The organism is Nocardia sp. CNS-044 (genome assembly GCF_059570515.1).
This window is the reverse complement of sequence record NZ_JCANSX010000008.1, coordinates 704,395-726,844: the sequence shown is the minus strand read 5'-3', so window position 1 is coordinate 726,844 and position 22,450 is coordinate 704,395. Positions and strand designations below refer to the sequence as shown.

20 protein-coding genes are annotated in these 22,450 nt (G+C 69.8%); 14 read left to right on the top strand and 6 right to left on the bottom strand.

Annotation, left to right across the window (positions count from 1 at the left end):
• Positions 1-12: 12 nt before the first annotated feature.
• The 3 genes from T333_RS22365 (at position 13) to T333_RS22355 (ending at position 3,277) form a co-directional block, all read left to right on the top strand.
• A complete protein-coding gene (locus T333_RS22365) occupies positions 13-1,404 on the top strand; it encodes a DUF2252 domain-containing protein (RefSeq protein ID WP_496425711.1) in 1,392 nt (463 codons plus the stop codon).
• Positions 1,405-1,512: 108 nt separating this feature from the next.
• Positions 1,513-2,403, top strand: a complete 891-nt coding sequence (locus T333_RS22360; RefSeq protein ID WP_355002709.1) for a nuclease-related domain-containing protein — start codon at positions 1,513-1,515, stop codon at positions 2,401-2,403.
• 220 nt (positions 2,404-2,623) lie between these two features.
• Entirely contained in the window at positions 2,624-3,277 is a 654-nt protein-coding gene (locus T333_RS22355; RefSeq protein ID WP_496425780.1) for a phosphatase PAP2 family protein, read from the top strand.
• Here the strand turns inward: T333_RS22355 and T333_RS22350 are convergent.
• On the bottom strand, positions 3,262-5,196 hold the full coding sequence (locus tag T333_RS22350; RefSeq protein ID WP_355002710.1) for an acyl-CoA dehydrogenase family protein: 1,935 nt from the start codon (positions 5,194-5,196) through the stop codon (positions 3,262-3,264). The genes T333_RS22355 and T333_RS22350 overlap by 16 nt on opposite strands.
• Positions 5,197-5,282: 86 nt before the next feature.
• Here T333_RS22350 and T333_RS22345 point away from each other — a divergent pair, with 86 nt between their 5' ends.
• The 3 genes from T333_RS22345 to T333_RS22335 are packed head-to-tail and all read left to right on the top strand — an operon-like array spanning position 5,283 to position 8,496.
• Entirely contained in the window at positions 5,283-5,939 is a 657-nt protein-coding gene (locus T333_RS22345; RefSeq protein ID WP_496425710.1) for a TetR/AcrR family transcriptional regulator, read from the top strand.
• Positions 5,936-6,868 (top strand): ABC transporter ATP-binding protein, encoded by a 933-nt coding sequence (locus T333_RS22340; RefSeq protein ID WP_496425709.1) that lies wholly within the window; start codon positions 5,936-5,938, stop codon positions 6,866-6,868. Before T333_RS22345 ends, T333_RS22340 begins: the two co-directional genes overlap by 4 nt.
• Positions 6,865-8,496 carry an ABC transporter permease gene (locus T333_RS22335; protein WP_496425708.1) on the top strand — a complete coding sequence of 544 codons (1,632 nt, stop codon included), beginning with the start codon at positions 6,865-6,867 and terminating at the stop codon, positions 8,494-8,496. The genes T333_RS22340 and T333_RS22335 overlap by 4 nt, the downstream gene beginning before the upstream one ends.
• Positions 8,497-8,682: 186 nt before the next feature.
• Here T333_RS22335 and T333_RS22330 read toward each other — a convergent pair whose 3' ends face one another.
• Positions 8,683-9,540, bottom strand: coding sequence for an LLM class F420-dependent oxidoreductase (locus T333_RS22330; RefSeq protein WP_496425779.1), 858 nt, complete (start codon positions 9,538-9,540; stop codon positions 8,683-8,685).
• A gap of 232 nt (positions 9,541-9,772) precedes the next feature.
• Between T333_RS22330 and T333_RS22325 the strand changes: the two genes are divergently transcribed.
• Both T333_RS22325 and T333_RS22320 read left to right on the top strand, forming a co-directional pair.
• Positions 9,773-11,197, top strand: coding sequence for a threonine/serine exporter family protein (locus T333_RS22325; protein WP_355003087.1), 1,425 nt, complete (start codon positions 9,773-9,775; stop codon positions 11,195-11,197).
• A 107-nt stretch (positions 11,198-11,304) separates the two neighbouring features.
• Positions 11,305-11,967: a biliverdin-producing heme oxygenase gene (locus T333_RS22320; RefSeq protein ID WP_355002714.1), complete on the top strand. Its 663-nt coding sequence runs from the start codon at positions 11,305-11,307 to the stop codon at positions 11,965-11,967.
• Between the two features lie 11 nt (positions 11,968-11,978).
• On the opposite strand, the gene T333_RS22315 is transcribed toward T333_RS22320, so the two are convergent.
• Positions 11,979-13,493 (bottom strand): sugar transferase, encoded by a 1,515-nt coding sequence (locus T333_RS22315; RefSeq protein WP_355002715.1) that lies wholly within the window; start codon positions 13,491-13,493, stop codon positions 11,979-11,981.
• A gap of 489 nt (positions 13,494-13,982) precedes the next feature.
• Between T333_RS22315 and T333_RS22310 the strand changes: the two genes are divergently transcribed.
• The 4 genes from T333_RS22310 to T333_RS22295 are packed head-to-tail and all read left to right on the top strand — an operon-like array spanning position 13,983 to position 17,765.
• Positions 13,983-15,305: a methyltransferase domain-containing protein gene (locus T333_RS22310; protein WP_355002717.1), complete on the top strand. Its 1,323-nt coding sequence runs from the start codon at positions 13,983-13,985 to the stop codon at positions 15,303-15,305.
• The gene (locus T333_RS22305; RefSeq protein ID WP_355002718.1) at positions 15,302-16,078 is read left to right on the top strand and encodes a glycosyltransferase family protein; all 777 of its coding nucleotides are present in this window, start codon (positions 15,302-15,304) and stop codon (positions 16,076-16,078) included. Before T333_RS22310 ends, T333_RS22305 begins: the two co-directional genes overlap by 4 nt.
• On the top strand, positions 16,075-16,725 hold the full coding sequence (locus T333_RS22300; protein ID WP_496425707.1) for a PIG-L deacetylase family protein: 651 nt from the start codon (positions 16,075-16,077) through the stop codon (positions 16,723-16,725). Before T333_RS22305 ends, T333_RS22300 begins: the two co-directional genes overlap by 4 nt.
• A 2-nt stretch (positions 16,726-16,727) precedes the next feature.
• On the top strand, positions 16,728-17,765 hold the full coding sequence (locus tag T333_RS22295; RefSeq protein WP_496425706.1) for an NAD-dependent epimerase/dehydratase family protein: 1,038 nt from the start codon (positions 16,728-16,730) through the stop codon (positions 17,763-17,765).
• A gap of 16 nt (positions 17,766-17,781) precedes the next feature.
• On the opposite strand, the gene rfbC is transcribed toward T333_RS22295, so the two are convergent.
• Entirely contained in the window at positions 17,782-18,354 is a 573-nt protein-coding gene (rfbC, locus tag T333_RS22290; RefSeq protein ID WP_355002721.1) for a dTDP-4-dehydrorhamnose 3,5-epimerase, read from the bottom strand.
• 34 nt (positions 18,355-18,388) lie between these two features.
• Between rfbC and T333_RS22285 the strand changes: the two genes are divergently transcribed.
• Both T333_RS22285 and T333_RS22280 read left to right on the top strand, forming a co-directional pair.
• A complete protein-coding gene (locus tag T333_RS22285; protein ID WP_496425705.1) occupies positions 18,389-19,528 on the top strand; it encodes a class I SAM-dependent methyltransferase in 1,140 nt (379 codons plus the stop codon).
• A gap of 59 nt (positions 19,529-19,587) precedes the next feature.
• Positions 19,588-20,226: an MspA family porin gene (locus T333_RS22280; RefSeq protein WP_355002723.1), complete on the top strand. Its 639-nt coding sequence runs from the start codon at positions 19,588-19,590 to the stop codon at positions 20,224-20,226.
• A 21-nt stretch (positions 20,227-20,247) separates the two neighbouring features.
• On the opposite strand, the gene T333_RS22275 is transcribed toward T333_RS22280, so the two are convergent.
• Both T333_RS22275 and T333_RS22270 read right to left on the bottom strand, forming a co-directional pair.
• Positions 20,248-21,084 carry a glycosyltransferase family 2 protein gene (locus T333_RS22275; protein ID WP_357249450.1) on the bottom strand — a complete coding sequence of 279 codons (837 nt, stop codon included), beginning with the start codon at positions 21,082-21,084 and terminating at the stop codon, positions 20,248-20,250.
• A gap of 9 nt (positions 21,085-21,093) precedes the next feature.
• Complete coding sequence (locus T333_RS22270; RefSeq protein ID WP_357249453.1) at positions 21,094-22,440, bottom strand: polysaccharide pyruvyl transferase family protein; 1,347 nt, start codon at positions 22,438-22,440, stop codon at positions 21,094-21,096.
• Between the last annotated feature and the right edge of the window lie 10 nt (positions 22,441-22,450).

Here is a 22,450-nt window from a genome sequence, read left to right as displayed (position 1 = left end):
GCGTGATCGGTTGTGTCCGACAGTGGTATCGATCTGCGCTCCTACGTCCCCGCCGAGGACGTGCGGGCCAAGGGGCGCGCCCTGCGCGAGCGCGTCCCGGTGACGGCGCGCGACCGCGAAGCCGCGGGCGAGCGGCGTCCGGACGTGCTGGAGTTCCTGCGCGCCGCGCACGCGGACCGGCTGCCGCACCTGGTGCCGCTGCGGGTGGGGCGCATGATGTCCGGGCCGTTCACGTTCTACCGCGGCGCGGCCGGGCTGATGGCCGCCGATCTGGCGGGCGGACCGGTCAGCGGGGTCGACGCGCAGCTGTGCGGTGACGCGCACGCCGCGAACTTCGGCCTCTACGGCACCTCGCGCGGCGAGATCATCATGGACATCAACGATTTCGACGAGACGATCGCCGGTCCGTGGGAGTGGGATCTGGAGCGGCTCGCCGCCAGCCTGGTGCTGGCCGGGCGCGAGTCCGGCGCCGACGAGGACGACTGCCGCACGGCCGCGCGCGACGCCGCCCGCGCCTACCGGCTCGCCATCGACGCGCTCGCCGAGCAGCCGTTCATGGAGTCCTGGAGCGCGCTGCCCGACGAATCGGTGATCAGCAAGGCCAAGGCCGACGACCTGCTCGACGACTTCAAGAAGGCGGCGAAGAAGGCGCGCAAGAACACCAGCGCCAAGGTCGCCGCCAAATGGACCATGCATCTCGACGACCACGAGACCGGCATCAGCAAGCACCGATTCGTCAGCGACCCACCGGTTCTCACCGCGGTCGAGGACGCCGTGGAGCAAGCCGTCATCGACGGACTGGAACGCTACGGCGACACGCTGCGCGAGTCGCGGCGCAACCTGCTGGCCCGGTTCGCGGTGTCCGACATCGCCTTTCGCATCGTCGGCACCGGAAGCGTCGGGCTGCACAGCTATGTCGCGCTGCTGCACGGCAACGACGGCGAGGTGCTGGTGCTTCAACTCAAGCAGTCGATACCGTCCGCGCTGGCGCCGTACCTGCCCGCGCCGCCGGTGCGGCACGAGGGCGAGCGAATCGTCCAGGGCGCCAGGCTCGTTCAGTCCGAGAGCGATATCCTGCTCGGCTGGACGACGCTCGAACTCGGCGAGCGGAAGCTGCCCTTCATCGTCCGGCAGTTCCGCAATTTCAAGGGCAGCATCGATCCGGCCGGGCTCTCCGCGGGCGACCTGGACGACTACGGCAGGCTGGCGGGCGCGCTGCTGGCCCGCGCGCATTCGCGCTCGCTCGACCCACGCCTGCTCTCGGGCTATCTGGACGGCGACGAGCGCTTCGAGGACGCGGTCGCGGCCTTCGCGGTGCGCTACGCCGACCGCACCGAGGCCGATCACGCCGAACTCGAACGCGCGGTCCGGGCGGGCGAACTCGCCGCGGAGATTCCCGAATGAAAGGTGCCGCGCGTCCAACACGCCGTGCGGCACCGTCGGCGCGGCGCGCCCCGCGCCGTTGCTCGTATCCTGTCCACTGTCGAGTGACGACGTGAAGGGCGGTCGCGAATGCTCGTACGAGTACAGAACCCGGCTGGCACGAATGCCGAACGGGCCCTGATCGACTGGCTGCGCACCTGGAAGGACCCGGCCAGCCCGCACGGCGTGGCCACCATCAATTGCAGCCTGTTCCACAAGGACCGGCTGCACCAGTTCGACGCCGTCGTCTGGACGCCGACGAGCTGCGTGGTGATCGAGGCCGAAGCGCTCGTCGCGCGCCAGGACGGCGTGCTCGAGATCCCGCTCAACGGACCGTGGACCATCAACGGCGAGACCGCCGCGATGGAGGGCCGCGACCGGCGCACGCCGCTGGAGAAGTCCAGGGAACACACCTTCGCGTTGCAGGACTGGCTGTCGGCCCGCGGCCTCGGGCAGCGCGCGGTGCACGGCGTCGCGCTCGTGGTGCCGCTACGCGGGGCCGAGCTACAGATCCAACAGGCTTGGAGCGACCCGAGTTTCGACGTCATCCTCGGCACCGACCCCGGCAGGCTGCGGCACTACTTCGAGACCCTCGCCGACAGCGAGAAGCACCTGTGGACCGCCAACGACGTCGCGGTGGCCTTCCGCGGTCTCGGCATTCTCCCCTATCTGCCCGCGCCGCAGGATCTGCTCAACGAGGGCTTCCTCGGCCCCATCGACATCACGCTGTGGCACGGCGGCCCGCAGCAGGCGCAGGCCGAGGCCTACGCCGAGGAGCTCGCCCAGCTGGAGCGCGACGCGCAGAAGCCCGCCTTCCAGGCGCCGTGGTACAGCCCGTGGAAGCTCTACCCGACCGAGCGCGGCGACATCGACATGGGCCGTGCGCTCATGCGCGCGGTGCTCACGGTAGGCATGGTGGCGGCCATCGCGTGGGTGCTGTGGTTCGTGGTCACCGCGATCCTGACCTACGGGCCGGGCTGATCATCGATTCGGTTCGCCGACTGTGCGCGGCCGATCCGGCTGTCCACGCCGACCGGCTCGAACGGCTGCACGGCCGCCGACCGCAGGGGTGATCGACGTCGCGCGCCCGGCTGCTCCGCTCCGCACGCGTACCGGCGCGGCATGTGACGGTCGGTCCGCACGCTGATCGACGATCACCGACCGCGCGGGGGTGACGGCGCCCCGCTATCGTCGACCGGTGATGGACGGACGGCAGGCATCGAGCGCGGTGCGCGCGTACACCGGCGTGCTGTGCGCGGTGATCGCCCTGACGATCCCGTTGTCGTTCCCCGCGGACGGCGGGCGCACGGATCTCGATCGGGCGGTCGAGGAGCCGGTCCGCGCGACGCTGGACGGGTATCGCGGCGTCTACCACGTCCTCGTCGTGCCGAGCAACGCCTACATCCTGCTTCCGCTGCTCTGCGCCGCGACCGCGTGGTTCGCCTACCGCCGCGAATGGTGGCGCGCCGCAACGATGTTCGTGGTTCCGGAAGTGGCCGTCGCGATCAACACCTGGGTGCTGAAACCGCTGTGGGACCGCCCGCTGCACGACTATCTGGCCTACCCGAGCGGGCACACCGTGCACCTGGTCGCGATCGCGGCCACGTTCGTCCTGCTGACGGATTCGACCGGAGCCCGGCGCACGGTCGCGGTGGTGGCCGTCGTCGCGCTCGGCGGTGTGGCGGTGGGCATGATCGGGCTCGACTACCACCTCGCCACGGATGTGCTCGGCGGTGCGGCCGCGGCCGTCGCGATGGTGCTCGCCCTGTGCGCGATCACCGATTCGCTCACGGGCGCGGTCTCCCGTGACGCGCTCGGCGCGGACCGCACCGCCCCCGATCAGCTCCGCTCGTAGACGCTGGCGTCGTCGAGCAGCGCGGCGCGCAACATGCTCTCCGGCACGCCCATCCCCTCGACGAGGGTCAGCGCGTGCGGGCGCAGCCGGTCCACCAGCTCGTTCACGCCGCGGCGGACCGCCTTGGCTCGCTCCACCGACATGAACCGGTGCATGATGAACCAGGCCGAGTTCTCCTCGAGCATGGTGTAGACGAACAGATCGCACACGAGGTCGGCGAGCGCCTTGGCCTCCGGATCCTCGATGTCGCCGATGCCTTCGATGAAGGCTTCCAGCACCAGCCGGTCGATGTGCGCGGAGCCCGCGGCCAGGATGTGGTCCTGGGCGTTGTTGAACGCCTCGAAGGGACCGGTCTCCTCGGCCCGCGCGCGCAGCCGGTGCGCGGCGGTGCGCACCAGGTAGTCCTCACGGTCGGCGAACAGCTGCAACTGCACCGCGCGCCGTGACAGATCGCCCTCGTCCACGCCGTCGTCGCCGCGGTCGCGCAGCGTCTGGATGAGCTGACGCACGCCGGAACGCTTACGCACCACGTCGCCCGCCATGGTGGCCGCGAAGCGCACCCAGCCGAGCGCGTCCAGATCGCGGATCTCGTCGGCGTACGCGGTCAGCAGTTCCTTGGCGACCAACTGCGTGAGGACTACGTTGTCACCTTCGAACGTGGTGAACACATCGGTGTCGCCCTTGAGCGTCACCAGGCGGTTCTCGGTGAGATACCCCGCGCCGCCGCAGGCTTCGCGGCACTCTTGGATGGCGCGGGTGGCGTGCCTGGTCTGGGCGACCTTCAGGCCCGCCGCGCGCTTCTCCAGCGCGCGCTGCGCGTTCGGCTCCAGATCCTGGCCGGTCTGCACCAGGTGCATGCGGCGCACCAGGTCGTTCTGCGCGAAGGCGTAGGCATAGGACTTCGCCAGCAGCGGCAGCAGCCTGCGCTGATGACTGCGGTAGTCCAGCAGCACCGTCTCCTCGCCGGTGTCCGGGTCGGAGAACTGCCTGCGCTTCAGCGCGTAGCGCAGCGCGATGCTCAGCGCGACCCGCGCGCCCGCCGCCGCGGCGCCGCCCACGCTGACCCGCCCGCGCACCAGCGTGCCGAGGGTGGTGAAGAAGCGGCGGCTCGGGTTCTCGATCTCCGAGCTGTAGGTGCCGTCGGGCGCGACGTCGGCGTAGCGGTTGAGCAGGTTCTCGCGCGGGACGCGGACGTGGTCGAAGACGATGCGGCCGTTGTCGACACCGAGCAGGCCGCCTTTGAGTCCGTCGTCGGAGGTGGTCACGCCGGGCAGATCGGCGCCCTGCTCGTCGCGGATCGGCACCAGCAGGCAGTGCACGCCCTGGTTCTCGCCCTTGGTGATGAGCTGGGCGAAGACCGCGGCCATCCGGGCGTGCTCGGCGGCGCCGCCGATGTAGTCCTTGCGCGCCGAGGGCGTCGGACTGTGCACCACGAATTCCTCGGTGTCGGGATCGTAGGTGGCGGTGGTCTCGATGTTGGCGACGTCGCTGCCGTGCCCGGATTCGGTCATCGCGAAGCAACCGAGCAGGTCCAGCGAGATCAGCCTGCGGATGTAGTCGCGGTGGCGTTCGGTGCCGAGATTCTCCACCGCGCCGCCGAACAGGCCCCACTGCACGCCCGCCTTCACCCACAGCGAGAGGTCCGCGTAGGCGAGCATCTCCAACCCGGTGACGGCCGCGCCCGGCTCGCTGGTTCCGCCGTTCTCCCTGCGGAATCCGCGCTCGGCGTAGCCCAGGGTCGCGATCACGCGCATCTGGTCGAGCACGCGGGCTCGCGCCGCCTTGTAGTCGAGATAGGGATCGCCGGTGAATTCCTGTCCGGCCAGTTGGGTTCGGGCCTCCTCGCGGACGGACCCCCACGGTCCGTCGAGTGCCGCACGAAGGTGTTCTGCCGTCGTAGAGCTGCTGCCGGTTGCCATGACTTCGACCATAGTCGCCACGTACCACCCGGTCTCGAGCCAAAACTCTTGCCCTCGATTGAACAGCCGTTTAATATACTGAACATGTGTTCAAGCAACAGCCCGTATCGCAAGGATCCGCCGCAGATCTGAGCACGGCGGCCCGGATCAGAGACGCCGCGATCGAAGTCTTCGGTGAGCAGGGATTCCAGGTCGGAGTCCGCGCCATCGCCGCCGCGGCAGGTGTCTCCCCCGGCCTGGTCAACCACCACTTCGGTTCCAAGAACGGCCTGCGCGCCGCTTGCGACGACCGAGTGTTGCAACTGATCCGGGACGAGAAGGTCAAGGCCATCACGGCGCCGAACGCCGCGTCCGGCACGCTCGCCGCACTGGCCGAGATCGAAATGTACGGTCCGCTCGTCGCCTACATGGTGCGCAGCCTGCAAGCGGGTGGGCCGATGGCCGAGTCCCTGTTCGAGCACATGGTCGCCGACGCCGAGGGCTACATGCAGCAGGGGGTCGACGCGGGAACCATCAAGCCGAGTCGCGACCACAAGGCCCGCGCCCGCTACCTGATGACGCTCAATGTCGGCGCCGTCCTGCTGTGGGTCCAGTTGCACCACCGCGAGGGCGAGAAGATCGACTTCCGCAAGGCGATCCGCGCCATCACCGAAGAACTCACCCCACCGGCCCTCGAGTTCTACACCCAGGGCCTGCTCACCGACACCACCCTGATGGACACTGTCATGAAGGAGCACAGATGACCGAGGTCATCGAAATCGAAGATCTGCGAAAGACCTTCGGACACGTCACCGCCCTGGACGGGCTCGACCTCGCGGTCCGCGAAGGCGAGATCCACGGCTTCCTCGGCCCCAACGGCGCGGGCAAGTCGACCACCATCCGGGTCCTGCTCGGCATCTTGCGCGCCACTTCCGGTCGCGTCCGGCTGTTCGGCCGCGACCCGTGGACCGACGCGGTCGGCCTGCACCGCGAATTGGCTTATGTGCCAGGCGATGTCACGCTGTGGCCGTCGCTGTCCGGCGGCGAGACCATCGACCTGCTCGCCAGGATGCGCGGCGGCATCAACGCCGAACGCCGCGCCGAGCTGATCGAACGCTTCGATCTGGACCCCCGCAAGAAGGCACGCACCTACTCCAAGGGCAACCGCCAGAAGGTCGCGCTGATCTCGGCGCTCGCCTCCGACGTGCGGCTGCTGCTACTCGACGAGCCGACCTCCGGCCTGGATCCGTTGATGGAACAGGTTTTTCGCGAGTGCGTGCACGAGGCGCAGCAGCGCGGTGCGACGGTGCTGTTGTCGAGCCACATCCTGTCCGAGGTCGAGGCGCTCTGCGACCGGGTGACCATCATCCGGGCGGGCCGGACGGTCGAGAGCGGGTCGCTGTCCGACCTGCGACACCTCTCACGCACCGCCATCACCGCCGAATTGCTCGGCGACCCAGGCGATCTCAGCCGTATCTCGGGCGTCGAGGATATCGAGCGCGACGGATCCACGCTGCGCTGCCAGGTGGACAGCGAGCACCTCGGCGAGCTCATCCGGGTGCTCGGCGACACGGGCGTGCGCAGTCTCACCAGTGCTCCGCCCACGCTCGAGGAGCTGTTCATGCGGCATTACCACGTCGACGGCAAGGACAAGGACGCCGCGGCGAAGCTCGGGGAGCAGGTGCGGGCATGACCACCGCCGCCCACCGGGCCCCTGCCACAACGCTTTTCGGCGAGTCCGCCGATTTCGCGGGCACCGGGCAGCTGTTGCGCCTGTATCTGCGCCGCGACCGGATCGTGCTGCCGCTGTGGTCGCTGCTGATCGGACTGATGCCCGCCTTCCAGGTGGTCAGCATCAAGGATCTGTACACCACCCAGACCCAGCTCGACGATTTCGCGCGAACCACCGCGGACAGTCCGGCGCTGGTCGCGATGTACGGGCCGGTGTTCAGCACCGAGCTCGGTTCCATCGGTACCTGGAAGGCCGGCGCGATGTACACGATGATCGCGATCGCGACCATCCTGACCGTCATCCGGCACACCAGGGTCGAAGAGGAGACCGGCCGCGCGGAGCTGGTCGGCGCCACCAGCATCGGCCGCTTCGCCGGGCTGACCGCGGCGCTCGTCATGACCTTCGGCGGGGCGCTGATCGCCGGAATCGCCTGCGCCGCATCGCTCTACGCGGCCGATCTGCCCGCGGCGGGTTCGCTGGCGTTCGGTGCGGCGCTGGCCGCGTCCGGCATCGCGTGGGCCGCGATCGCGGCGGTCGCCGCCCAGGTCAGCGCCGGTGCGCGGGTCGCGCGCGGCGTAGCGTTCGCGGCGCTCGGCGCGGCGTTCGCGCTGCGAGCGGTCGGCGACGCGGGCAACGGCGTGCTGTCCTGGTTCTCCCCGATCGGCTGGTCGCTGCAGATCCGACCGTACGCCGACGAGCGGTGGTGGGTACTGCTGCCGCTGGCCACGGTCGCCGTGCTGGCGACGGGCGCCGCCTACGCCTTGCTCGCCTCGCGCGACACCGGCTCGGGGCTGCTCGCCGAGCGTCCGGGTCCGGCGGCCGCCGCGCCGGGATTCGCCGGGCCGGTCGCGCTGGCCTGGCGGCTGCAGCGCGGCACGCTGCTCGCCTGGACCATCGGTTTCGGCCTGTACGGGCTGTTGATCGGCGGCGCGGTGAACAGCGTCAGCGACATGCTCGACGACAGCGGCACCATCACCGATCTGGTCACGCGCATGGGCGGTTCGGAGAGCCTGGAGGAGTCGTTCATCGCCTACGCGATCACCATGCTGGCCGCGGCGGCAGGCGCCTATTCGATCTCGGCGGCGCTGCGCCTGCACGACGAGGAGTCCAGCCAGCGGGCCGAGGCCACGCTGGCTGCCGCGGTGGGCCGGACCCGCTACGCGTTGAGCCACATCGGTTTCGCGCTGGCCGGACCCGCGATCGCCCTGCTGACCGCCGGGCTCGCGATCGGCGTCGTCTACGGTCTCAGCACGGGCGAACTCGGCGAGAAGCTGCCGGAATCGCTGGCCGCCGCGGCGGTTCAGGTGCCCGCGGTGTGGGTCGTCACCGGCATCACCGTCGCGATCTTCGGGCTCGCGCCGCGCTACACGCCGGTCGCCTGGGGCGTGCTCAGCGGGATGATCGTGATCTTCTTCGTCGGCTCGCTGGACGGTTTGCCGCAGTGGACAGTCGACCTGGTGCCGTTCGTGCATCCGCCGAAGCTGCCCGGTGCGCCGTTCGAGGCGACGCCGATCCTGTGGCTGCTCGGCATCGCCGCGGCCCTGCTCGCCGTCGGCATGGCGGCCTACCGCCGCCGCGACTTGCGCTGAACTGCTACCGAATCCGCGCCGCCGCTGCGCCACAGCGGCGGCGCGCGGCATCGCCAGCGCCGTTCGCATTCCGCCCGACGCGCACCTCCGCCTCCGCTTCGGCCAGGCGCAGACAGCCCGATTCCGGCAGCATTCCTCGAGGCGTACCTTCGCCTTCGCTCCGGCTGTGCGCGGGCTGTCGGCGGACTACTTCGGCAGCGTCCCTTTGGACAGCTTGCCCGCCAGCCGCTCCAGGTAGGCGCGGACCTCTTCCGCGCCGCGGTCCGGCAGACCGAAAACCGCTTCGGTGACACCGAGTTCGGCCCACCGTGCCAACTGCGCCGCGTCGTGCCGCCCGGCCAGCGCGATGATCTCCGGGGTCTCGGTGCGCCCGTGTTCACGCCAGATCCGGTGCAGCAGTTCGATCTTCTCGCCGAGACCCTCTTCGGTGGGCGTGGTGATCCATCCGTCGGCGTTCTTGGCCAGCCAGGCGAACGACTTCTCCCCGCCCGCCGCGCCGAGCAGCACGGGGATGCGCTTCTGTGCCGGCTTCGGCCACGACCAGCTCGGTCCGAAGTTCACGAACTCGCCGGAGAAGCTGGCCTCTTCCTCGCTCCAGATCGCGCGCATCGCGTCCAGGTGCTCGCGCAGCACCGTGCGCCGCTTGTTCGCGGGCACCCCGTGGTGGGCGAGTTCGTCGGTGTTCCAACCGAATCCGACGCCGAGGCTGACCCGGCCGCCGGACAGGTGATCCAGCGAGGCGATGGCCTTGGCCAGGGTGATCGGGTGGTGTTCGGCGGGCAGCGCGACCGCGGTCGAGAGGGTGATGCGCTCGGTCACCGCCGCGGCGGTGCCCAGGGCGACCCAGGGGTCCAGGGTGCGCAGGTAGCGGTCGTCGGGCAGGCTCGCGTCGCCGGTGCGTGGGTGCGCGGCGGCGCGCACCACCGGGATATGGGTGTGCTCGGGCACATAGAACGAGTCGAAGCCGGCCCGCTCGGCCGCCGCCGCGGCGTCGGCGGGGGTAATGCCCCGGTCACTGGTGAACAACACGATCCCGTACCGCACCGCACGTACTCCCATCGCCAGAAATTAGAACAAGTTCTACCATCTTTCGGCGCGCCGCACCACGGATTCGGGAGGCGGACACACCTGCTGACAGGCGCGGATGCCGGACCGGCGAGCTACGACTACGTTCGCGTGCATGAGTCTTGACGCGCTGTCGGGAGGAGACGACACCAATCGGCGAGCCGATCACCTCGGCTGGCGCAACCGGCTGTGGCCGCGTCGCGGACCGCATCTGCCGGGCGTCAGCCAGGCCGTCGGGCTGCTGGTGGCCGACCGGCAGGCCACCGCCGACACCATCGTCGCCGCGCCGACTCCCCTGCAGCCGATCGACCTCACCGACGACGCGCGGGTCGCCGAGGTGCTCGATCTCGCCGTCCGGGTCGGCGAGGTCGTGCTCGCCTCGGGCACCGGCGTCATGGACACCACCAGCCAGGTGCGTTTCATCGCGGCCACCTACGGCTTGGCCCGCTGCGATGTCGACGTCACCTACGACGCCATCCGCATCTGGGCCGATCGCGGGCCGCTGCTGCCGCCCGCCAGCACGATGCGCATCGTGCAATACCGCGCGCTCGACTTCACCAGGCTCGCCGCGGTGGACCGCCTCACCCGACGCATCCGCACCCAGGTGGTGGCGCCCGAGGACGCGCGCGCCGCGCTCGACGACATCACCTCCGCGCCGCACCCGTACCACCGCTGGACCGCGACGTTCGGCTGGTCGCTGCTTGCCGCCGCCATCGCCGCGCTGCTCGGCGCGGGTGTCGTCGTCGCCGCGCTCAGCTTCGCGACCACCGCGGCGATCGACCGCACGAACCGGGTGCTCAACCGCTACGGGCTGCCCTTCTTCTTCCAGCACATGGCGGGCGGACTCATCGCGGCGACCCCCGCCATAGTGCTCTCCACCCTCGCCGAGCCGCTGGACATCCGGGTCGATCCCACCCTGATCATCGCTGCGGGCATCACGGTGCTGCTCAGTGGTCTGCAACTGGTCGGCTCGGTCCAGGACGCGATCACCGGCGCGCCGATCACCGCGACGGCCCGCCTGCTCGAAGTGGTGATGATGACCGGCGGCATCGTCGCGGGCATCGCGCTCGCCCTGCGGCTGGGCCAAGTGGCCGGCGCCACCGTGCCGTCGATCGAGATGACCTCCGGTCGCGACATCACGAATCTGCCGGTCAAGATCGCGGCGGGCGCGGTCGCGGCGCTGGCCTTCGCGCTAGCCTGCTACGCCGAGAGACGCGCGCTTGCCGCGGCCGCGTTCGGCGGCGCGGCGGGCGCGATCAGCTATCTGCTCGTGCAGTACGCCGGGTTCGGTCCGGTGATCTCCTCCGGGGTGGCCGCCACCCTGATCGGTTTGGCCGGTGGTCTGATGGCCCGTCGCGCGTTGACTCCCCCGCTCGTCGTCGCGGTCGCGGGCATCACGCCGCTGCTGCCCGGTCTCAGCGTGTATCGCGGGCTCTACGCGATGCTCAACGACGAACCGCTGCTCGGCTTCGATCAGTTGCTCTCCGCCTTCGGTATCGGCTGCGCGCTGGCCGCGGGTGTGACGCTGGGCGAATGGTGCGACCGCACGCTGCGCCGTCCGCCGATCCTCAGCCGCTTCGGTTCGCTGCGCCGGCCGATCGTCCGGCGCAGACGGCGGTCGCATCCCGCACACTGATACCGTGCCGCCGCTCCGGTGCGGCGGCGTCGCCGAACCGGGTATGGTTCGGTGCGGTTGGTTAGGGTAGCCAAACAACGGCTGCGTATGACGGTGAGGTGGTTCGAATGTCGGAGGCAGTACCTTTCTCGGCACGTATCCGATCGGCCACGGAGCGTCAGCACGCCGAAGCGGAGAACTCCTCGTTCATCAGCGACATGCTCGGCGGCGCGCTCGGCATCGACTCCTACCACCGCTACACCGGCCAGCTGTGGTTCATCTACCGCGCGCTCGAGGCGCGCTGGCCCGAACTGGCTGGCGACACGGTCGCGGGCCCGTTCATCAAGCCGGAGCTGGCCAGGACCGCCGAGCTCGAACGCGACCTCGCCGCCCTGCTCGGCCCGGACTGGCGCACCGAACTCAGGGCGCTGCCCGCCACCGCCGCCTACGCCGAGCGCATCGAGGAATGCGCGCGCGACTGGCCCGCGGGCTATGTCGCGCACCACTACACGCGCTACCTCGGCGATCTGTCCGGCGGTCAGGTGATCCGCGGCACCGCCGAAAAGCTGTGGGATCTGCCGCGCCGCGGCGACGGCGTGCGCTTCTACGTCTTCGACGACATCGCGAATCCGGCCGCCTTCAAGCGCGAATACCGGGCCCTGCTCGACGACCTGTCGGTGGACGAGCTAGAGCGCCGCCGGGTGCTCGAGGAATGCCAGCGCGCCTTCGACTTCAACTCCGCGATCTTCGCCGAACTCGCCGCCGAGTTCCCGGCGCGCCGACCGTCCTGACGTAGGGCCTACTAGTAGGCGCCCTCCCCGCGCGCGACCGCGCCGATGGTCTTGGCGATCAGCAGCAGATCGAGCACCATCGACCAGTTCTCCACGTACGAGAGATCGAGCCGCACCGAGTCTTCCAGCGACAGGTCGGACCGTCCGCTGACCTGCCACAGACCGGTGACGCCCGGTTTGACCAGCAGTCTGCGTCGCATCTCGCCGTCGTAGGTGTCCACCTCGCGCTGCACCTGCGGCCGCGGACCGACGACGCTCATCTCGCCGCGCAACACGTTGAGGAACTGCGGCAGCTCGTCGAGACTGAACTTCCTTATCACCCGGCCGACCGGCGTCACCCGCGGGTCGTCCTTCATCTTGAAGAACACCGGATTGCCGCCGTTGGCCTCGATCAGGTCGGTCGCGGTGCGCTCGGCGTCCTGGTACATGCTGCGGAACTTGATCATCCGAAACGGTTTGCCGCCGAGCCCGATTCGCTCCGACAGGTAGAACACCGGCCCGGGGCTGGTCAGTTTCACCGCGAGCGCGATGGCGAGCAGCACCGGCGCGATCGCCAGCAGCACGGCGCTGGCGAAACACGCGTCGAACACCGCCTTTCCGGTCGACTTGGCCCGGTCGTACTGCGGTTTGGCGATGTGCAACATCGGCATTCCGGCGACCAGCCGGTTGGTCAACCTGGTCCCAGCGATGTCCACCACGCCGGGCGCGACGATCAACTCGACCCCGAGCGGATCGAGTTCCCATGCCATTCGGCGCAATTCGACAGGCCCGAGGTAGTCGGTCGCGGTGACCGCGACCGTGTCCGCGCCGCTGCGCCGCACCGCCTCCAGCACCGAACGATCGTCGCCGACCACGGAGAAAGTGCGCCCGGACGTCCGCAACCCGTAGCGGCCGGTCGCGGCTACGCCGTCCGGAACGCACACGCCCACCACGCGATAACCCGAATCCGGATCACGGGAGAACGCGGTCGCCATCGCCTGCGCGACCTCCGGCGCGCCGACCACGAGCACCGAGGTGAGGTACTCCGCGCGAGCGCGGCGGCGGTGGCGGGTGTGCAGCCGCCAGCCGAGCCTGCTGAACATCAGGCCGAGCAGACCGAGCGGCAGCGCGATCGCCAGATAGCCACGGGCGAACTCGATTCGGACGATCAGCGAGACGATCGCGAGCGCACCGAACAGCCGCAGCGTCGCCGAGACCAACCGGCGGTATTCCTCGGTTCCGGAGCCGACCACCTGCGGCGATCGGGTGTTGCCGACCGCGAGCAGCAGCGCCCAAGTCAGCGCGAGTGCCACCGAGACGACCGTGTAGCCGATCTCGTAGGGCAATCGCCAGGCGAGCGGCGGCGCGACCGGCCCGCCGAACCGTATCACCTGCGCCAGCCCGACCGCCGCACCGATGACGAGCAGATCCGTTGTGGCCAAGTGTTTTACATAGTCGGCTTGCCAACGTTCCCGCACCGAACGCGGTGCGGTGTGGGACGAGACGGACATATCGAGTTCGTCATCGCCGGTGAGCTCGTAGCTCATGGAACAGACCTCCCCCTGGGAGAATTCGTCGCCCCCGATCCCCGTCGATCGGTCCCCGCGGCACACGCATCGGCCGCCCCGGGGTGTTCGGTCATTCGACGGCCAACAGCAGATTGTTACAGAACACAAAACGTTTCACATATCGAATGACAAGGGCCGCAATGGATTCCAGAAAGTAGCGGGAAACCGATGGTTTGTTTTCCGCCTGCAGCACCGCGCGCGACGCGGTGCGATATCACGCCAGGTCTACGCCGATGAATTACTTTCGATTCGAAACGATCGATGCGGCACCTCGGCTGGATTCCCGGATAGCGAGTCGGATGCCGATGCGCGACACGCCGCGGAAGATGGCCGTAATCCGCTATCTCACAACCGATTTCATCAGCGGCAACCAGGCGGTTCGTTGTAACGTTCCACTGGATCGCGTCCTCGACGACGTGCCGGCCATCCGCCGGGCGATCCGTTCTCTCGGCAGAAGGTGGGGCCTGCATGCGTTGTCGTCTGTGTGATTCCGCGCGCCTTTCGAGCGTGCTCGACCTCGGCGCGACGCCGCCGTGCGAGAAATTCCTCGCGGCAGCCGAACTCGATCTCGCCGAGCCCACCTATCCGCTGCATCTGCGGCTCTGCGACGACTGTCTGCTATTGCAGATCCCCGCTTTGATCACACCCGAAGAGACGTTCACCGAATACGCCTATTTCGCGTCGTATTCCGAAAGCTGGGTCCGGCACGCTGAAAGATTCGTTTCCGATGCCGTCGAAAAGCTCGGGCTCGGAACGGAGTCCTTCGTCGTGGAGGCCGCGAGCAACGACGGCTATCTGTTGCGGCACATGGTCGGCGCGGGCATCCGCTGCCTCGGCATCGAGCCGTCGGTGAACGTCGGCGCGGCCGCCCGCGCGCTCGGCGTGCCCACGGAAACCGCCTTCCTGGACGAGGATTCGGCGGCGAAGGTGCGCGCCACCCATGGCCCCGCGGACCTCGTGGTCGCCAACAACGTCTACGCGCACGTGCCCGACCTGCGCGGCTTCACCCGGTCGTTGCGCGAGCTGATGGCCGACGACGGCTGGTTGTCGATCGAGGTGCACCACGCGGCGAATCTGTTGCGGCTCGGGCAGTTCGACACCATCTACCACGAGCACTTCCAGTACTACACGGTGCTGTCGGCGCAACGCGCTCTCGCCACCGCCGGACTCGTCGTGGTCGACGTGGAACTGCTTGCCACACACGGCGGTTCGATTCGCCTGTGGGCCCGTCCCGAAGCGGCGGCGGGCGCGCCGAGCGAGCGGGTCGCGGAGGTGCTGCGCGACGAGGCCGCGGCCGGTCTGCACCACCCGGACGGCTACCGGGATCTCGCGCCGCGCGCCGCGCGGGTGCGCCAGGAACTGCTGCGCTACCTGCTCGACCGGCGTGCCGAAGGCAAGCGGGTAGTGGGTTACGGCGCGCCGGGCAAGGGCAACACCCTGCTCAACTACTGCGGCATCCGTCCCGACCTGCTCGAGTACACCGTCGACCGAAACCCCTACAAGCACGGCCGTTTCACGCCGGGTACCCGCATCCCGATCCACCCGCCCGAGCGCATCGACGCCGACCGTCCCGACGTGGTGCTCGTGCTGCCGTGGAATTTGGAGACCGAGCTGACCGCGCAACTGCGCCACATCGCCGACTGGGGCGGCGAGCTGGTCTACCCGCTGCCGACCCTGCATCGCGCCGATCTCACCGGCGCGCCACGAGACGACGACGCGGACCCGTCCACCGCCGCGGGGTCCGCGCCCACCGACAACGACGAACACTTCACGGGGAGGCAGGCGCGATGAAAGTTGTGCTGTTCTGCGGCGGCTACGGGATGCGGATGCGTGACGGCTCCGACGACATGATCCCCAAGCCGATGCAGTTGGTCGGTCCGCGACCGCTGCTGTGGCACGTGATGCGCTACTACGCGCACTTCGGCCACAAGGAGTTCATCTTGTGCCTCGGCTACGGCGCAGAGCACATCAAGAACTTCTTCCTCACCTACGAGGAGTCGGTGTCCAACGACTTCGTCATCCGGGACGGCCGGGTGGAGTTGCTGCGCAGCGACATCAGCGACTGGTCCATCACCTTCGTCGACACCGGTGTGGAATCGGCCATCGGTGAGCGGCTGCGGCGGGTGCGGCAGTACCTCGGCACGGACGAGACCTTCCTGGCGAACTACGCCGATGTGCTCACCGACGCGCCGCTGGACGAGATGATCGCCAGGTTCACCGCGTCCGGCGCGGCCGCGTCGATGATGGTGGTGCCGCCGCAATCGTCGTTCCACTGCGTCGATCTCACGCCGACCGGCGAGGTCAAGGACATCATGCCGGTCGCCGCGATGCCGATCTGGGAGAACGGCGGGTACTTCGTGCTCACCCAGGAGGTGTTCGACCTGCTGCCGCCCGGCGGCGACCTGGTGGCCGACGCGTGCGGCACGCTCGCCGGGCAGGGCAGGCTGTTCGGCTACCAGCACCTCGGGTTCTGGAAGCCCGCCGACACGTTCAAGGAACGCGCCGAACTCGACGCGGGCTACCGCTCGGGCGTGCGGCCGTGGATGGTCTGGGAGCCCGCGTGATTCCGCTGATCGCCGCGCCGATCGCGGAGATCGCGGTGCTCGGGGCGCACTGCGACGACATCGCGATCGGGATGGGCGCCACGTTGCTCACGCTGTCGCGCCGCCGCGCTGGGCTGCGCGTGCGCGCGCTGGTGCTGTCCGGCGGCGGTACGGAACGCGAGGAGGAGGAACGGGCCGCGCTCGCGGATTTCTGTCCCGGCGCGGCCCTCTCGCTGACCGTCCTCGACGTCCCCGACGGCCGCGCGCCCGCGCACTGGGACCGAATCAAGAACGCGCTGGCCGCCTTTCGGGTGGGCTGCGCCGCGGATGTGGTGTTCGCGCCGCAGCGCGGCGACGCCCACCAGGATCATCGTCTGCTCGCTGAGCTGACGCCCACCGAGTTCCGCGATCACCTGGTGCTCGGCTACGAGATCCTCAAGTGGGAGACCGACACGCCGCGCCCCACCGTCTTCCAGCCGGTTCCCGCCGAGCTCGCCGAGGAGAAGGCGCGGCTGTTGCACAAGTACTACCCCTCCCAGACCGGGCGCGACTGGTTCGACGAGGCCGCGTTCACCGGTCTGTCCCGGTTGCGCGGCGTGCAGAGCCGCACCCGGCACGCGGAGGCATTCGTTCTGGACAAGGCCGTCGTCGAACTGGGAGGCAGCTGAACATGCGGGTACTGGTCACCGGACACCAGGGCTACCTCGGCACCGTCATGGTGCCGCTGCTGCGGGCACAGGGCCACGACGTGGTCGGTCTGGATTCTGGGCTCTTCGCCGACTGCGTGCTCGGCGCGCTGCCCGGTGATCCGCCGGGCCTCTCGGTCGACCTGCGCGACGTGACGGTCGAGCAGCTGGCCGGATTCGAGGCGGTCGTCCATCTCGCGGCGCTGTCCAACGATCCGCTCGGCGCGCTCGCGCCCGAGATCACCTACGACATCAACCATCACGCGTCGGTGCGACTGGCCCGTTTGGCGAAAGACGCGGGCGTGCGGCGATTTCTGTACGCCTCGACCTGCTCGGTGTACGGCGCTGCTGGCGCGGAGCTGGTCACCGAGGACGCGCCGCTGCGTCCGATCACCCCGTACGCGGAGAGCAAGGTCCGCGTCGAGGACGATGTCGCGGCCTTGGCCGATTCCGGCTTCTCCCCCGTATTCCTGCGCAACGCCACGGCTTTCGGCTTCTCGCCGCGACTGCGCGCCGACATCGTGCTGAACAATCTGGTCGGCTACGCCGCGCTCACCGGCGAGGTGAAGGTGCTCTCCGACGGCACGCCGTGGCGTCCGCTGGTGCACGCGCGCGATATCGCCGCCGCCTTCGCGACCTGCCTGACCGCGCCGGTCGACGCGATCCACAGCCGCGCGTTCAACATCGGCACCGAGCAGAACAATCTGACGGTCGCCGAGATCGCGGCGGCCGTGGTCACCGCCGTGCCCGGCTCCCGATTGGTCGTCACCGGCGAGAGCGGCGCGGACCCGCGCTCCTATCGCGTCGACTTCTCCGCCGCGCGCCGGGCGATCGGCTTCCGCGCCGAGTGGACCGTGCCCGCGGGCGCGACCGAGCTGTACCAGGAGTACACCGCGAGGGGGCTGACCAGTGGTGATTTCCTCCAGCGCTTCACCAGGCTGCCGCACCTGCGGAAGCTGTGCGACTCGGGTGTGCTCGACGCCTCGATGCGCCGGGTCGGCGTCCCGGCCGCGCACCCATGACGGGGTACGCGGCGGATCAGTTCGACGCGGGGCGTCGCCAGACGGTGCGCAGCAGCTGTTCCCAGCTGCCCGCGCCCGCGTCGCGCGCCGAGACCTCGGTCACCGCGAGGGGCCAGGCGATGCCGAGATCGGGATCGTCGTAGGCGACGCCGATGTCCGCGGCCGGGTCGTGCGGCCGGTCGATCCGGTAGCAGACATCGGCCGTCGCGGTGAGCGCCTGGAAGCCGTGCAGGAAGCCGGGCGGCACGTACAGGTGCCGGAAGTCGTTGTCGTCCAGCCGGAAAGCCTGCTGCCGACCGAAAGTGGGCGAGCTGGGCCGGATGTCGACGAGCACGTCGTGTACCGCGCCGTGCGCGCAGCGCACCAACTTGGCCTCTCCGCTCCCGGAGCGGCCATGCATGCCGCGGATCACACCGCGCGCGGAACGGGATTGGGAGTCCTGGACGAACGCGGCCGCGGCGCCCGGCGTGCCGAGTCGCTCGTCGAACAGCTCGGCGTCGAAGGTCCGGGTGAAAAAGCCCCGAGCGTCGTGGTACGGCCGCGGTATGAGCAGCAGGACGTCGGCGAGCTCGGTCTGCTCGATACGCACGGGGTCATCGTGCCATGAGGGAAGGGGATCCGGCATGAGTTCCGAGCCGGGGAACGTCTGCCGCGGCTGCGGGGCCGCTGACCTGCGCGCGATTCTGGATCTCGGGAAAGTCCCTGCGGCTGACCATTTTCCGTTGATCGACACCCCGATCGAGCCCGGTGAGGCCGGACACCCGCTGCGGATGGACCACTGCGCCGCGTGCGGACTGGCCCAGCTCGCCGAGGACGACACCGTCACCGCGGAACCGCGCGGCGTGGAACCGCGTGCCCTGCGCGAGCAGGCGGCCGCGGCGGTGGCCGAGGTGGCGGGAACGGGATTGCTGATCGGACGCACGGTCCGCGAGTTCGGCAGCCCGCACGGCGGCACCTGGCTGCCGCTGCTGGCCGCGCGCGGCTTCACCGAGACCGCGGGGCCTGCCGACGTGGTGCTGGATTGCTTCGGGATCATGCACGAGCCAGACCAGCGGGCCGCCTTCCGTCGGCGCGCCGCGGCGACCACACCGCACGGCGCGCTGCTCGTCCAATACCACTCGCTGGCCGCCATAGTGGCTGGCGGGCAGTGGAACGCGTTGCGCCACGGGCATTTCGCCTACTACTCGCTGGCCGCGCTCCAGGGTCTGCTGGGCGACGTCGGTATGAGCGTCACGCACGCATGGCCTTTCGACCTCTATGGCGGCACCATCCTGGTGCGCGCGGTGCACGGCGCCGCCCCGAGCGACGATTCCGTCGGACTGGCGCTGGACAGCGAAGCGCCGCACATAGCTCCGCACGGACTGCCCGCGCTACAGCGCGCCGCCGACCTGCACGCGCGCACGCTGCGCAGTTGGCTCGACGAACAGGCGCAGCGCGGCCTGCGGGTCTTCGGTTACGGGGCCGCGTCGCGCGCGGTCGCCCTGTTCAGCCTTGCCGGGGCGCACCGGGGTCTGCTCGCCGGGGTCGCCGACGCCTCCCCCGCCAAGCACGGACGACGGATGCCGGGCACCGACATCCCGATCGTCGCGCCGCGTGAACTCGTCTCGGCGCGACCGGATCTCGTGCTGCTCACCCTGCCCGATCTGCTTGCCGAGGTGCGCGCGGCCTATCCGGAACTCGACGGGCGCTGGGTCGTCGACACGCCCGCCGGACCGCGGGAAGGAGGTCGAGAGGCAGCGATGGCGCACCGCGCCGCAACGTGATTCGGCGGCGCCGGATCGCGTTCTTCGGTACGACTTGTTTTCAGACAGAGGGGATTCTGATGAGTGACAGCAACCAGCTAGGCCATCGAGGCGTGCGCGCCCTCGCGCTCGCCGCCGTTGTGGCGGCCGGGCTGGTCTTCGGGAACGGCTCCGCCGCGGCGGTGGTCGACAGCAGCAATACCATCGTGGACCGCGAGAACCGCGCGGTGGAGGCCATCGCGGCCGACACCCGCATCGATTTCGTGCCTCCGCTGGACGGCAATCCGCTGACCAGGGAGTGGTTCCACCATGGGGAGGCGGCCTTCAAGATCTCCGGCCCGCAGGCCGAGGACTGGAAGGGCCGGATCACCATCGGCTACCAGGTCGGGTTTCCCGCCACGCTGAACGGCAAGATCCGGTTCGAGTATTCGACGCCGGGCCTCGGCGTCGATCTCGGCGGCGGTGACGGGGCGCTGCTCAAGATCGACAGCCTGATTCCGCAGCTGGGCGTGGAGGTGGAGGTCGGCTTCGGGCCGGGCATCCGGACGGTCGAATGCGCCAGCGGCGAAATCTCCGGCACCTCGGGCTTCATCCGGATGTCCGGCTTCCACGGCACCGTCACCGGAGTGCTCGGGCCGACCAACATCCGCCCGTTCGTGATGATCGTCGGCGCGACCGGCGACACGGTGATCACCTACGGAAAGCTCTGGACCCTCTGAGCCCGCCGCGGGCCGCCCGGATCAGACGAGCAGATCCGGGCGGTTGCGTACGGTCGCCAGCGCCCGCACTCGCAACCGGTGCAGTGCCGCCCTGGCCAGCCTGGTGTCCCCGGCCAGCACGTCGCCGCGGTGCACCAGGTCCGGGTAGTCGTGCGCGATGCGGTGGTGGAACCGGTACATGTCGGTCAGCTTGCTCACCGTCGAGGTCTGGCTGCACAGGTTGAACGACGAATTGCGCCAGGCGGCAAGAATTTCCGTCATCCCGAAGAAGACGCCGAACGAGCTGACCCTGGCGAACAGATCCACGTCCATCGGAAACACCAGGTCGCCGCGCAGGCCGCCGACCTTGTCGTAGTGCTCGCGGTAGAACATGGCGGCCGCCGTCGGCCCGAAGTCCGCGGGCCCGCGCCGCACGATGGTGCGCGCCAGCGCGCGCGGGGTCTGCCTGCCGAGCAGGCCGGCCAGGCCGAGCCCGGATTCGAGGACCGCGCCCGCCTCGTCGATCACCTCGAACCGGCTCGACGAGATGGCGATCGAGGCGTCCGCCATCACCGCGAGCTGCGCGGTCAGCGCGCCGGGCCGCAGCACGTCGTCGGCGCAGACCACCTTCACCAGCGTTCCGGCCGAGGCGGTGATGGCCTTGTCCCAGTTCGCGCCGATGGGCAGGACGGTGTCGTTGCGCAGCACCCGCACCCTGCGGTCGTCGAAGGAGCGCGCCACCTCCCCCGTGTCGTCGGTGCTGGCGTTGTCCAGCACCAGCAGCTCGAAGTCCTCGTCCTGCGCGAGAATCGAACGCAGCGTGGCGTCCAGCGTCCGCCCCGAGTTGTACGCCGGAACGCACACCGACAGCGATGTCATGACAGCCCCCTAACCGTCGACCCGGGCGACCGGGCCGTTCTCCACCAGTCGAAACACGCGCTCCAGACCCGCCCGGCTCGCGTCGATCTGCTCGACGGCCTTCTGCTGCAACGGGTCCCGCAGACCAGGGGCGGCTTCCCACAGCTCGTCGACCGCCTGCCGCAGCGCCGATTCCAGGTCGGGGTCGTCCAGGTGCACCACCCGCAGTCCGGCGCCGAACATCCCCGCCAAGCCGTGGAACTTGTCGTCGTAGTATTCCGACGCCGTGATCCCGACCGCCGGAATGCCTTGGGACAGCGCGAAAACCGCGAGGTGGTAGGCGCTGGTCACCAGGACGCGGCAGCGGGCCACCTGCCTCGCCACGTCCCTCGGGGTGCCGCCGCGCCCGACCGGGGCCCTGCGCCGCGCCGCGCCCACCAGCAGCGGCAGGGTCGAGCGGCGGTCCTCGGAGGCGTATTCGGAGATGATCAGCGGCTGAAGTCCCGCGTCCAGCGCCGCGGCGCGTTCCCGGACCACGCGGCCGAGCGTCTCCCGCGCGGCCGCGCCGACCGGCGCGTACTCCGCCACCCGCAGGCACAGGCCGAGGTCGGCGCCGATGCGGGCGTCGCGCAGCCGGTAGGCGAATTCCACCGCGTCGTCGCCGGTGACCAGCGTCTGTTCCGCCGCGACGCCGAGCCGCGCCAGCAGTTCCGGTCCGCGCCGGTTCTCCCGCAGCGCCACGAAATCCACCCCGGGCAGCACCTCGGCGGCCCGCTCGACCAAGCGCGGATCGCGCAGCGGGCCGAGCCCCTGGCCGACCAACGCTGTCGGAATGCCTTGGGCGCGTGCCTGTTCCAGGAGGTTCAGGGTGCGATGCGCCTGGTACTTGTCGACATCGGTCAGATACCCACCGCCGAGGGCGAGCACCAGCGACGCGTCGCGGAGCGCCGCGGGAACCTCCGCAGCGGGGACCTCGGCGGCCGCTGGGTCGGCAACCGAGGTCGTGTCCTCGGTGCGCAACCCGCGAATCCGGTCCTTGGGTCCGTCGGTGGCGGCGCGCCAGCGCAACGCGGCGGGGCCGATCAGTTTCGTTGCCGCCGTGCGGGTTACCGCTCCCGTCCAGCCGTCGGAACCCCAGGTCCAGTCCGGACCGTAGACGGGTTCGGTCTCCGGCAGGAGCGCGCGCAGGACGGCGGGTTGGTGGGTGAGGACCCCGATGCGGGCCAGCGGCCAGCGCGCGCGCAGCCGTTCGACGGTAGTGATCATCATGGCGATGTCACCGCGATTGCGCAGCCAGTACTCGCCGTTCTCCACGAGCACACGAATATCGCGCTCGGCGAGGGCGACTCGCTCGGCCACGGAACTACCGATCCCCACTGTTGTCAGT

Excerpts from the sequence above, each read along its gene's own strand:
- T333_RS22360 (WP_355002709.1), top strand. The coding sequence starts at position 1,513 with ATGCTCGTACGAGTACAGAACCCGGCTGGCACGAATGCCGAACGGGCC.
- T333_RS22355 (WP_496425780.1), top strand. The coding sequence starts at position 2,624 with ATGGACGGACGGCAGGCATCGAGCGCGGTGCGCGCGTACACCGGCGTG.
- T333_RS22350 (WP_355002710.1), bottom strand. The coding sequence starts at position 5,196 with ATGGCAACCGGCAGCAGCTCTACGACGGCAGAACACCTTCGTGCGGCA.
- T333_RS22340 (WP_496425709.1), top strand. The coding sequence starts at position 5,936 with ATGACCGAGGTCATCGAAATCGAAGATCTGCGAAAGACCTTCGGACAC.
- T333_RS22335 (WP_496425708.1), top strand. The coding sequence starts at position 6,865 with ATGACCACCGCCGCCCACCGGGCCCCTGCCACAACGCTTTTCGGCGAG.
- T333_RS22320 (WP_355002714.1), top strand. The coding sequence starts at position 11,305 with ATGTCGGAGGCAGTACCTTTCTCGGCACGTATCCGATCGGCCACGGAG.
- T333_RS22315 (WP_355002715.1), bottom strand. The coding sequence starts at position 13,493 with ATGAGCTACGAGCTCACCGGCGATGACGAACTCGATATGTCCGTCTCG.
- T333_RS22310 (WP_355002717.1), top strand. The coding sequence starts at position 13,983 with ATGCGTTGTCGTCTGTGTGATTCCGCGCGCCTTTCGAGCGTGCTCGAC.
- T333_RS22305 (WP_355002718.1), top strand. The coding sequence starts at position 15,302 with ATGAAAGTTGTGCTGTTCTGCGGCGGCTACGGGATGCGGATGCGTGAC.
- T333_RS22295 (WP_496425706.1), top strand. The coding sequence starts at position 16,728 with ATGCGGGTACTGGTCACCGGACACCAGGGCTACCTCGGCACCGTCATG.
- T333_RS22285 (WP_496425705.1), top strand. The coding sequence starts at position 18,389 with ATGAGTTCCGAGCCGGGGAACGTCTGCCGCGGCTGCGGGGCCGCTGAC.
- T333_RS22280 (WP_355002723.1), top strand. The coding sequence starts at position 19,588 with ATGAGTGACAGCAACCAGCTAGGCCATCGAGGCGTGCGCGCCCTCGCG.
- T333_RS22275 (WP_357249450.1), bottom strand. The coding sequence starts at position 21,084 with ATGACATCGCTGTCGGTGTGCGTTCCGGCGTACAACTCGGGGCGGACG.